Raw genomic sequence first — 8620 nt, forward strand, 5'->3', positions numbered from 1 at the left:
CCGGCCGTCGGTCGGGGGAAATGGTGGGCGCCGGGCACGCCGGCACGGAAGTGGAAACGGCCTTGCGGGACGATTCCGCCGAGGCGAGCACCTTTCTTCTTTTCTCGTCAGATGGTGTGGGCGGCCGTTCGGATGCCGGTCGCACGGTTTCCTCGTCGCTCTGCGTGACATTGGACGTGCTTTGCGTGTGCCCGGGCGAGGGCGGGGGTTCCAGGTACTGCGTTGTGGACGGTGCTATCGCGATCGACAGGGCGATGGTCGTGGCCGGCGCGACCGCCGCACTGAGGCCGACGATGCTTTTCGCGGAACTGTACTTGTACAGCGCGTACAGGCCGAGGAACGGAGCCGCGGAGAGTTCGAGAAGGCGGGGGCGGCGCGTCCGCGCGTTCGCGCGGAGGATCCGTGCCGCCCGGGAGACCTGCCCGCGCCGCAGGTCCCGGTTGAGGACGATGATCGTCCGGTCCCCGTGGACCCGCAGGTAGCCGAGCAGCCGGGCGGGCATCTGCGCCCGCGCGGACGGCCCGATGCGGCCGGGCGGAACGGCCGCGGTCTGGAGGTGGCGCCACACGTCGCCGGCCTCGGTGGCGTCCTGCCCGGTTCCGGGTTCGGTGCCGGTGATGAGGATGAGCGTCGGCCGGTCGGGTAGGAGCGGGACCATGACGCACTTCCAGCCCATGGCCGTGCGGAAATCGTGTTCGAGATCGATCGGCGGGTTCCATTGTTCGGTCACCGCCAGTTGGCTGCGGAGTTTCGCGTTCTCCTGGGTCAGGCGTTCGATGGTCTGCTTGAGGAGGTGTTCGTCAGGGGAATCCACGGCTTCTCCCATTGCGTCATTCGCGCCGGCCGCGCCCCCGACGGCACGCCGCGGACAGAAATGACCTGGAATGCCCGTTCCCGCCTGCCGAAACTATAGTCCCCCTGCATTACGCCGATTTTCGGACGTTTCGTCCCATGCCCTCGGCCCCGACCGCATCCGCCGGAGGAGAACACCGGTGATGGCGGCCCATCTGTCCTCGTCGTCGGCGAGTGCGGCGGGAGCGTCCCAGATGAAGCGCAGGAACGGGTCGCCGGCCACCTCGGGCGGGTAGCCGCCCTCGCCGGACTCGGCCGCGGCCGGCCCGTCCGCCGTGGTGAGGGACTCCGGCTCGCCGCCCTCCAGGACGGCGCGGAAGTTGCCGCGGCGCCAGCCCAGCCGGTCCTCCAGCGGAATGATCACGCGGTCGGTGTAGTCCCGGCCGCGGCCGGTCTCGATCTTGTTCACCACCGACAGCGACGGCCCGCCCTCCGCGGCGAGGCTGGCCTGCGAGCCGAAGCCCAGTTCGATCCGGCGCTGCCGCACGATCCGCCCGAGCCGCTGCCATGCCTCGGGCGGGTGCTCATGCTCATCGAGTTCGCTCACTTCCACGGACTCCTTCCGCGGCCGGGAGCGGGGACGCCCGGCCCGCGGGAACTCTACCTGAGCAAAACGGACTATGACGAGTGGTGACGCGTTTTCACGGCGTGTCACGGTTGAGGGCCTCACTCTGACGCATCGCGACACACGCGAGTTATTAAAAACGCGTTATGAGGCTGCAGAGTGCGTTGAGATGCGTTACAGTGATCGCCATGTTGAGCTCTCCCGGCAGCGAGATTCCTATGGACCGGCTCCTCTACACACCGCAGGAAGCAGCCGAGCTGACGTCCTTCACCCGTGACTGGCTGGTGCGTGCGGCGAGCCGCGGCGAGATCCCGCACCGCCGCTACGGCAAGCGCCTGTTCCGGTTCGCCCACGAGGACCTGGAAGCGATCAAGGAGATGGGCGCCTGCCCGGTTGAGCCCCGCCCGTAGGTTCCGGCCGCGCACCGCCGGCCGCGAACGATGACGCCGTACCCGAAGGACGACCTGATGAGCACTGCTTCCCCTCGGACACTGCCCGGAGGTGCCCGATGACCTGGCTCAGCCAAGGGATCATCGACGACCTCGGCGCGGTGGCCGCTTCCCACGAGGCCGCCGCCGAGCGGGCCGGCCACGCACTCGAGACCCACCGCAAGGCCGCCTTCGCGGCCAGGGACGACCTGCACCGCCACCGGGGCCTCGCCGCCGAGGCCAGGTTCCTGCTGACGATCGCGCACGGCGCCGCGCCGGTTCCGCAGCCCGGCCAGATCCGCGAGCTCGACGACGAGCGCGACGGCCTCGGCCTGGCGATCGGCGACCTGCGGATGGCGCTGCCCAACGACGCCCCGGCGGAGCAGTTCGGCCGGCTGGCCGAGTCGATGCGCGCGCTGTACGCGGCCGCGCACGTCGTCGCCCTGCACGCGGACGGCCGGGCCCGCGCCCTGGCCCAGGCGATGCCCGTACCGGAACCCGACCGCCCCGGCCCCGTGCCCCGCGCCTACGCGTCCCTGGTGGGCAACCGGGTGCGCGTCGAAGGCGCCGACGGCAGCAGCCATGTCGGGGTGCTGAGCTCGGTCGAAGGGGGCCAGATCACGCTCCTGGACGCCGACGGCGTGCCCTTCGCATGGCCGCCGCTGGACGATGTCGTGTCCGTCCGTCCGGTGCCGCCCGGCGAGAACGGGGACCGGCCCGTCCCGCCGAACGGGTCCCCGCCCCGGCCGCGGGAGGGCGCGGCGGAGGAGCCGCCGCCCGCGGCCGGCCCGCCGGCGCAGGCGGAGCAGCGGACCCCGGTCGCGCAGGGCGCGCTCCCCGCCGGACCACCGGAGGAGACCCGGTGAGCGCGGGGGCCTGGTTCGTCGCCCTGGCCGCGGCCATCGCGGCGGCGGCGGCCGTCGCCGCCGTCCGCCGCCGGGACCGCGGCCGGAAGGAGGCCGACACCCTCGTCCAGCTCGGCCGGGCGGAGCGGGCCGTCCGCCTCATCGTCTCCCAGCGCGACGAGGCGGTCGCGGCGCAGGACCGCGCGGAGGCGTTCGGGTCGGCCGTGCTCCGCGAGCACCACGCCCTCCGGGAAGCCTGCTTCGACCTGGTCAAGCACTGGGAGTCGCTGACGCGCGAGAGCCCCTGCGGCCACGCCGAGCAGCTCCGGCGGGTCGTCCGGCTCCACGGGCGGGAGGCGCCGTAAGGCCCCCGCGGCACACCCGGGTCTGAGCACCGGGCCAGTCCAGACCACGTCGTCTCCCTCGACTAGGGGGGAGAGGGAGACGACCTCCCCGGCAGGTCTCGCATGGGGGACGAGACCTGCCCCGCCGGCGGCCACGCCTTTCCGCGCCCGAGGCGTGGCCGCCGGCGCACGCACGCCCGCTCGTCCCCCCATCACCACATCACCACATCACCGCACCACCGCGAGGAGTAGAGATGCCCATGGGCTTCGAGGTGTGGCAGCCCGTCCACGACGTCGCCGCACCGCCCGGACCGGAGACCGAGGCCCCGCCGCGCCCGCAGCAGTGGCTCCGGCTGCAGGGCGGCGCCCGCGGAAGGCACCGCCGCCCCCGCCGCACCATCGTCCAGGTGGTCAGGGGAATGCCGCCGTTCCCGCGCCGCATCCTGAAGTACCCCGGGCCGGGCCGCCCGCTGATGCACGGCATGGACGTCGAGCTGTGGCAGCGGCAGGCCCGCAGGAAGGGCTACCTGTTGAAGCCCGACGGATGGTACGGGCCGCGGTCCCGCAAGGTCGCCGTCTCCCTGCAGAAGCGGGCCGGCCTCGTCGCCGACGGAGTGGTCGACCCCCGGACATGGGCCGCGACCTGGCGATGACCGGCGCCTTCCCGCAGGCACCATCCGAGCAGGAGCCCCGGCCCGCCCGCGGGCACGGCGGGCTCCGCAGCGACCACGAGGCCGACGACACGTGACCGACGACGCCACCCAGGACGGCCCGCAGGCCGCGGCCGGGCCGTCCGCCGACCCGTACGGCGACGCCGCCGCGGACCGGCGCACCCACCTGCTGCTGGAGCGGATGCACCGGCTCTCCCCGGACGATCCCCGCAGGGCCCCGCTGCAGGACGAGATCGTCGCGCTCAACACCGCGTTCGTCCGGCGCATCGCGCGCCGGTACGCGGGCCGCGGCGAGCCGCTGGAAGACCTCCTCCAGGTCGCCTACCTGGGGCTGGTCGTCGCCATCAACCGCTTCGACCCCGATCGCGGCTACCGCTTCTACGGCTACGCCTACCCGGTCGTGGCCGGCGAGGTCCGGCGCCATTTCCGGGACAAGACCTGGGGCGTGCGCGTGTCCCGCCGCATCCAGGAACTGCGCCCGCTCCTGCACCGCGCCAGAAGCGAACTCGCCGCCGCCAACGGACGGACCCCCACCACCGCCGAGCTCGCCGGCCACATCGGCATCAGCCACAAGGAGACCCTGGAGGCCCTGCAGGCGAGCGAGGCGTACCGCCCGCTGTCCCTGGACGCACTGGCCGGAGGCACCACCGACGAGGACCCCGGCACCGTGGGCGACCACCTCGGCGCCGACGACCCGGCCCTGGACCTGTTCCTCGACAAGCACGCGCTGCGCCCCCTGCTCGCCGAGCTTCCCGAGCGCGAGCGCACCATCCTGTCGCTGCGGTTCTTCGGCGACCAGACCCAGGCGCAGATCGGCGAGCGGCTCGGCATCTCGCAGATGCACGTCTCCCGGCTGCTCTCCCAGACGCTGCAGCACCTCCGCCGCGGCCTGCTGCCCGGGTGACGCGGCGCTCACATGTGCGTGACCAGCACCTCGGGACGCTCCACGCAGTCGGCGACGAACCGCAGGAAGCCCCCGGCGGCGCCGCCGTCGCAGACCCGGTGGTCGAAGGTGAGGGAGAGCTGCGCGACCTTGCGCAGCCGCACCTTCCCTTTGTGCGCCCAAGGCCGCTCGGTGATCCGCCCGACGCCGAGCATGGCCGCCTCGGGATGGTTGATGATCGGGGTGGAGCCGTCCACCCCGTAGACGCCGTAGTTGTTGAGGGTGAACGTGCCGCCGGTGAGGTTCTCCGGGGCGGTCCGTCCGTCGCGCGCCTCGTCCGTCCGCTCCCGCAGCGCCGCGGCCAGCTCGGCGAGCGTCATCCGCTGCGCGTCGCGGACCACCGGCACGACGAGGCCCCGCTCGGTCTGCGCCGCGAACCCGAGATGGATCCGCGGCACCTGCACGATCTCCTGCCGCTCGGTGTCGACGTAGGCGTTGAGCTCGGGAAACCGGCGGAGCCCCGCGACGCACACCCGGGCGAGCAGTGCCAGCGTCCCGACCCCCGCGTCCGGGTCGGCGCGGCCGATCCTCTCCCGGAACCGGAGCAGCGCCGTGGCGTCCACGTCGACCCAGGTCGTCGCGTCGGGGATCTCGCGGCGGCTGCGCGACAGCTTGTCCGCCATCGCCCGGCGCACTCCCCGGAGCGGCACGCGCACTTCACCGGTCTCGTCCTGGGGCTCGGGCAGCGGACGGGACGCCGCGGCGATCGCGGCCTCGACGTCCTTCCGCAGCACGATGCCGCCCGGCCCACTGGGCGTGATGGCGCCGACATCGATCCCGTTGTCACCCGCCAGCCGCCGCACGACGGGGGAGATGACCCGCGGCGCCTCCACAGGGGCCGGCGCTTCCGCAGGGGCCGGCGCCGCCGCCCTGCGCCGGGACCGGCGGGCGGTGCCCGTCCCGTACCCGACGAGGACGTTCCCGGACCCGGCCCGCTCCTCCTCCCGGTACCGCTCCTGCCGCCGCGCCTCCGCGTCCTGCCCGTCGTCCCCGCCGACCGCGAGGAGCGGCGCGCCCACCTCCACCACGGCCCCGGCCTCGGCGTACAGCTTCGTCACGGTGCCGGCAACAGGCGAGGGCACCTCGACGGCGGCCTTGGCCGTCTCGACCTCCACCACGGCCTGATCGACCGCCACGACGTCACCGACCGCCACCTTCCACTCGATGACCTCGGCCTCGGTGAGCCCCTCCCCAAGGTCGGGCAGGCGAAAGACCGTCATGCCTGTTTCCTGTGGGGGGTCGACCCCCCGCACCCCCCGGTTCGCTTCGCTCATGCCGCACCACCCAACGACAAATGCCGTACATCCGGCTGATCGTCCCGCTGGAGCCGGTCAAGGGTGTCGAGGATCCGATCGACGTCCGGCAGATGATGCCGCTCAAGCATCGGCGGCGGATACGGGATGTCGAGACCGGACACCCGCAGCACCGGCGCGTGCAGGCTGTGGAAGCAGCGCTCCTGGACGCGGGCGGCGACCTCCGCGCCGACACCGGCGAACCCGGCGGCCTCGCTGACCACGACGCAGCGTCCCGTCCGGCGGACGGACGCGGCGACGGTCGCGTCGTCGAACGGGACGAGCGTCCTCAGGTCGACGACCTCCGCGTCCCAGCCCTTCTCCTCGGCGGCCTCGGCGGCCTCCAGCGCGACCGGGACGCTCGGCCCGTACGCGACGAGCGTGACGTCGCGACCGGCCCGCCGGACGGCCGCCCGGCCGAACGGCTCCGTGCGCGCGAGCGCATCGTCCGACTTCGCCCAGTACAGCTTCTTCGGCTCCATGAAGACGACCGGGTCGGAATCGTCGATCGCCTCCCGCAGCAGCGAATAGGCGTCCCCGACCGTCGCGGGGGTCACGACCTTCAACCCCGGCGTGTGGGCGTAGTAGCCCTCGCTGGAATCGCAGTGGTGCTCGACACCCCCGATCCCGCCCGCGTACGGGATGCGGATGACGATCGGCAGCGCGATGCGCCCGCGCGTCCGGTTGCGCATCTTCGCCACGTGCGAGGCGATCTGCTCGAACGCGGGGTAGGCGAACGCGTCGAACTGCATCTCGATGACCGGCCGGAAACCGCCCATCGCCATCCCGACGGCGAATCCGGCGATGCCCGCTTCGGCGAGCGGCGTGTCGAAGCACCGGTCGTCGCCGAACTTCGCGGCGAGCCCGTCGGTGATGCGGAAGACGCCGCCGAGCGCGCCGACGTCCTCCCCGAAGACCACGACCCGCTCGTCCTCGTCCATGGCCTCGCGGAGCGCCGTGTTGAGCGCCTGCGCCATTGTGGTCACGACAGCGCCTCCTCGGCTTCGAGTTCGGCCCGCAGCAGCTCCCGCTGCTCCTCCAACTGCGGGGTGGGGGTGCCGTAGACGTGGTCGAACAGCTCCAGCGGGGCGAGTCCGGGGTCGGTGTTCATCCGGTCCCGCAGCCGCGCGGCGAACTCCTCGGCCTCGGCGGACCACGCGGAGACGTCGTCCGCCGAAAGGTGCCCCCGCCGCCGCAGATACCTCTCCAGCCGGACGACGGGGTCCCGCCGGCGCCACTCCTCGGCCTCGGCGTCGGACCGGTACCGGGACGCGTCATCGGCGTTCGTGTGCGATTCCAGCCGGTACGTATGGGCCTCCACCAGGAACGGCCCCGCCCCCGACCGGGCGTGCTCGACCGCCGCCGCCAGCACGGCCAGCACCGCGACCGGGTCGTTCCCGTCCACCCGCTCGGAACGCACCCCGTACCCGATGCCCTTGTACGCGAGCGAGGGCGCGGCGGTCTGGCGCTCCAGCGGCACCGAGATCGCGTACTGGTTGTTCTGCACGAAGAAGACCACGGGCGCCTTGAACACGGCCGCGAAGTTGAGCGCCTCGTGGAAGTCGCCCTCGCTGGTCGCGCCGTCGCCGACGCAGGCCAGCGCGACCCGTCCCGTCCCCTTGCGCCGCTCCGCGTACGCGAGCCCCGCCGCGTGGACGGTCTGCGTCGCGAGCGGCGTGCACTGCGGCGCCACACGGTGCCGCTCCGGGTCGTAGCCGCAGTGCTCGTTGCCCCGCAGCAGCGCGAGCACCTCCACCGGGTCGATCCCGCGCGTCACCAGCGCGACCGACTCCCGGTAGGTGGGGAAGAACCAGTCGCCGTCCTCAAGGGCGAGCACCGCGCCGACCTGGCACGCCTCCTGCCCGTGGCTGGACGGGTACACCGCCAGCCGCCCCTGCTTGGTCAGCGCGGTCGCCTGCGCGTCGAACCGCCGTCCGACCACCATCGCCCGGTACGCCCGCCGCAGCAGTTCCGGCTCCGGCACCGGAAGGCGCGGCCGCCGCACGGCCGCACCGTCATCGGTCAGGAACCGCACCGGCTCCGCCGAGGGAAGCAGCTCCGCGACCCGACCCGTCATCCGATCCACCTCCACACCCAATCGGTGCTAGAAATATGAACCGGATCAGCCATAAGTCTCAATAGACGCCGAAAACCAAAGACGAACAGCAGCAATCACGACCACTCATGGACCAAATATCTTCCGACGCCGCGCCTCCGCCCGATCCCCCCGGACGTTCGGCCGCCTCCCTCGACGACGTCGACCGCGCGATCATCCGCGAGCTCCAGGCCGACGGCCGCCTCTCGATCCGGGCCCTGGCCGAACGGGTGAGCGTCTCCCGTTCCAACGCCTACACACGCGTGGAGCGCCTTGTCGACGAAGGCGTCATCACCGGCTTCACCGCCCGCGTCGACCCGGTCCGCGCGGGCCTCGGCACGGCCGCCTATGTGCTGGTCAACATCGAGCAGAATTCCTGGCGCACCGTCTCGGCCCGCCTCCGCGAGGTCCCCTGCGTCGAGCACCTGGCCTTCGTGGGCGGCGACGTCGACCTGGTCATGCTGGTCCGCACCCCCGACAACGCGTCCCTGCGCGACGTGGTCCTCTCCCGCGTCCACGCCCTGGAAGGCGTCCGCTCCACCCGCACCTGGCTGATCTTCGACGAATCCCCACCCACCCCCTGAC

The 8620-nt window shown here is 72.7% G+C and carries 11 protein-coding genes; 6 read left to right on the forward strand and 5 right to left on the reverse strand.

What is annotated here, in order from left to right; translation table 11 throughout:
* Together E1200_RS27865 and E1200_RS27870 are read right to left on the reverse strand one after the other, a co-directional pair.
* Nucleotides 1–814 (reverse strand): hypothetical protein (locus E1200_RS27865; protein WP_131955054.1); only part of this gene is annotated, 814 nt, incomplete at its 3' end.
* A gap of 93 nt (nt 815–907) precedes the next feature.
* Nucleotides 908–1399, reverse strand: coding sequence for a helix-turn-helix transcriptional regulator (locus E1200_RS27870; RefSeq protein ID WP_131955055.1), 492 nt, complete (start codon nt 1397–1399; stop codon nt 908–910).
* A 206-nt stretch (nt 1400–1605) separates the two neighbouring features.
* Here E1200_RS27870 and E1200_RS27875 point away from each other — a divergent pair, with 206 nt between their 5' ends.
* From E1200_RS27875 to E1200_RS27895, 5 genes are all read left to right on the forward strand, one after another.
* Nucleotides 1606–1827 carry a helix-turn-helix domain-containing protein gene (locus tag E1200_RS27875; RefSeq protein WP_165950495.1) on the forward strand — a complete coding sequence of 74 codons (222 nt, stop codon included), beginning with the start codon at nt 1606–1608 and terminating at the stop codon, nt 1825–1827.
* Between the two features lie 98 nt (nt 1828–1925).
* The gene (locus tag E1200_RS27880) at nt 1926–2711 is read left to right on the forward strand and encodes a hypothetical protein (protein WP_131955057.1); all 786 of its coding nucleotides are present in this window, start codon (nt 1926–1928) and stop codon (nt 2709–2711) included.
* Nucleotides 2708–3055 (forward strand): hypothetical protein, encoded by a 348-nt coding sequence (locus tag E1200_RS27885; protein WP_131955058.1) that lies wholly within the window; start codon nt 2708–2710, stop codon nt 3053–3055. Before E1200_RS27880 ends, E1200_RS27885 begins: the two co-directional genes overlap by 4 nt.
* A 233-nt stretch (nt 3056–3288) precedes the next feature.
* A complete protein-coding gene (locus E1200_RS27890) occupies nt 3289–3687 on the forward strand; it encodes a peptidoglycan-binding protein (protein ID WP_131955059.1) in 399 nt (132 codons plus the stop codon).
* A 91-nt stretch (nt 3688–3778) separates the two neighbouring features.
* Nucleotides 3779–4609: a SigB/SigF/SigG family RNA polymerase sigma factor gene (locus tag E1200_RS27895; RefSeq protein WP_131955060.1), complete on the forward strand. Its 831-nt coding sequence runs from the start codon at nt 3779–3781 to the stop codon at nt 4607–4609.
* A gap of 8 nt (nt 4610–4617) precedes the next feature.
* On the opposite strand, the gene E1200_RS27900 is transcribed toward E1200_RS27895, so the two are convergent.
* From E1200_RS27900 to pdhA, 3 genes are read right to left on the reverse strand one after another with little or no spacing between them, the layout of a single operon-like run.
* Complete coding sequence (locus tag E1200_RS27900; RefSeq protein ID WP_131955061.1) at nt 4618–5868, reverse strand: dihydrolipoamide acetyltransferase family protein; 1251 nt, start codon at nt 5866–5868, stop codon at nt 4618–4620.
* A gap of 50 nt (nt 5869–5918) precedes the next feature.
* On the reverse strand, nt 5919–6917 hold the full coding sequence (locus E1200_RS27905; protein ID WP_131955064.1) for an alpha-ketoacid dehydrogenase subunit beta: 999 nt from the start codon (nt 6915–6917) through the stop codon (nt 5919–5921).
* A 5-nt stretch (nt 6918–6922) separates the two neighbouring features.
* Complete coding sequence (gene pdhA / locus E1200_RS27910) at nt 6923–8017, reverse strand: pyruvate dehydrogenase (acetyl-transferring) E1 component subunit alpha (protein WP_131955062.1); 1095 nt, start codon at nt 8015–8017, stop codon at nt 6923–6925.
* Between the two features lie 107 nt (nt 8018–8124).
* Here pdhA and E1200_RS27915 point away from each other — a divergent pair, with 107 nt between their 5' ends.
* The gene (locus E1200_RS27915) at nt 8125–8619 is read left to right on the forward strand and encodes an Lrp/AsnC family transcriptional regulator (protein ID WP_131955063.1); all 495 of its coding nucleotides are present in this window, start codon (nt 8125–8127) and stop codon (nt 8617–8619) included.
* Nucleotide 8620: the final 1 nt, after the last annotated feature.

This window comes from Actinomadura sp. GC306, from assembly GCF_004348665.1.
Lineage (GTDB): Bacteria > Actinomycetota > Actinomycetes > Streptosporangiales > Streptosporangiaceae > Spirillospora.